We start from the raw sequence: 1903 nt of genomic DNA, 5'->3' as shown, positions 1-1903 counted from the left end.
GCACGCTTAAAAATAATAAAAGCAGACTTGACCTGATAGTTTGGCTGTGAGCAATTATGTGCTTAGTGCATCTAACGTTTGACGTGAGGGGCCGCCGTAGCGGCGAAGCCGCGAAGGGAACCCGCAAGCGCAGCTTGTGGGCGGTCCCTCTCGACGGAATGGTTAGATGCGACCGTTTTAGTGAACACTTGCCTTAGATAGCAAGTTGAGCACAGCAACGCCGCTGATAATGAAGCCGACACCAACAAATCCCCACATATCTAGTTTTTGACCATGCAAAACCCATGCAATCGCAGTGACCAAGACGATCCCGAGGCCCGACCAAACTGCGTAGGCGATTCCAACAGGAATCGATTTGAGTGTCAGCGACAGGAAATAAAAAGCAGCAGCGTATCCCGGCTCGACTACCTGATCGAGTTTCGAAGATTTCCAATTCAGTAGGAGTTCCGATCCACGGTTCACTAATCTTTCCGTGGACGGTAAAATCTTTGAAAGCCTTTCTACTGTAAACGACAGTGCAATGCATTTTACTACGCTCAACTATACCATCTTTCGGCACTTTCAATGCATTAGCTAGTTCAATCAATTTATCTTGTGTATCTGTGGAGAAATGTACCCCAATATACGTACCATCCTTCCCTAATGTTGTAATTTTTGTTTTCTGTTCTAACAAAATTTCTGACAAATGTCGTCCCATTGTATTATCCTTTAATTGTGTGGGTTTTTGTTTCCAAATATATTATGAATATATGTATTAAATATTAGTCCACCGTCGCCCACTTTCTTTTCATATAATTGGAAATTATTTAATAACTTCTTATATGGGAAATGACGATCACATCCATATGTCCCCGGAATTTGTGTCATATAAACACAATCCGCCAGTTGCAGCCCTGATGAAAAAATACTCTCACCCCCTATAAAAAACACATCCCCTTGTATATTATTTGAAATATCTAAAGCATCATTGATACTGGTTGCAATATGTACGTTGTCGTACTCATATGATATTGGGGTACTTGTTACTACAATACACTGCCTATCGGGTAGAACTTTCTTCCCGTTAGCATATGTCAAAAGGTCGTCAAAGGTCTTTCGACCCATGATACATACATGACCTTTTGTAGTATTCTTAAAAAACTTAAAATCTTCTGGATAATGCCATGGGATTTTGCCATCTTTACCGAATCCGTATTCCTCGTCCACTGCTACAATCAAATTAATCGTTCTCACTACATACCTCGTTGTTACTCTTCTTTAAACTATCAACATCTAAAGATCGTGCTTCACTTATATAGAATAGTTGGGTATAGGAAGTATAAACCACCTTTTTGCTCCTCATCCGAAGTATCTTACCTGAAATTCCCTCACTCGTTTACCGCTCAAGCCCCAATTTTAACTGCCGGTCCAGCCTAAACCGCTCTAATAAGGTTCGATTTGGCGGTAAAATCTCTAGCCTGATAGCTCGAGAGATACAAACTGCCCCACCGCCCCGTTTAAAAGTTGGCAGTGTTGAGCAGTGTTGGATTTGGGGTCGTCAGTCAAAGAGACGACTCTGTGATGGATCGAACAGGCTGGGAGTCAGTGGCGGCGCTCGTTCTGGTGGCAGCTCACGCTGCTTGGCGGCATTCGCCTTGGCTGTTTTCTGTTTCAGATGCTTGAGAATCTGCTCAATGACCTTCGGATCTTCGATGCTGGCAATCACTTTGACGTGACCGCCGCAGTGTTCGCAGACTTCAATATCAATATTGAAGACTCGCTTGAGGCGTTGCATCCAGGTCATGGCGCGGTGGCGCTCTGCAGGACTCTTGTCACGCCAGTTAGTAGGCCTTGTTGCTCAAATCGGGGAACTATCTGTCATCTCGGTGATCTGATCCTGTAGCGCAGTCTCCGAGAGCATCAG

General features: G+C 44.0%; 1 protein-coding gene and 3 pseudogenes. All 4 read right to left on the bottom strand.

The genetic code is table 11. The annotated features are described in order from the left end of the window. Nucleotides 1-177: 177 nt before the first annotated feature. Nucleotides 178-408 (bottom strand): annotated as a pseudogene (locus PG887_RS22200) (DMT family transporter); the annotation flags it as partial. Nucleotides 409-460: 52 nt separating this feature from the next. Further along, nucleotides 461-697, bottom strand: a pseudogene (locus tag PG887_RS22770) (hypothetical protein); the annotation flags it as partial. An 11-nt stretch (nucleotides 698-708) separates the two neighbouring features. Beyond that, nucleotides 709-1233, bottom strand: coding sequence for a dihydrofolate reductase (locus tag PG887_RS22195; RefSeq protein ID WP_219983454.1), 525 nt, complete (start codon nucleotides 1231-1233; stop codon nucleotides 709-711). 304 nt (nucleotides 1234-1537) lie between these two features. Beyond that, a pseudogene (locus tag PG887_RS22190) lies at nucleotides 1538-1825 on the bottom strand (IS91 family transposase); the annotation flags it as partial. Nucleotides 1826-1903 lie beyond the last annotated feature (78 nt).

It is taken from the genome of Aeromonas sp. QDB14, from assembly GCF_027707845.1.
GTDB classification, from domain to species: domain Bacteria; phylum Pseudomonadota; class Gammaproteobacteria; order Enterobacterales; family Aeromonadaceae; genus Aeromonas; species Aeromonas caviae.
This window is presented reverse-complemented; position numbering and strand designations above follow the sequence as displayed.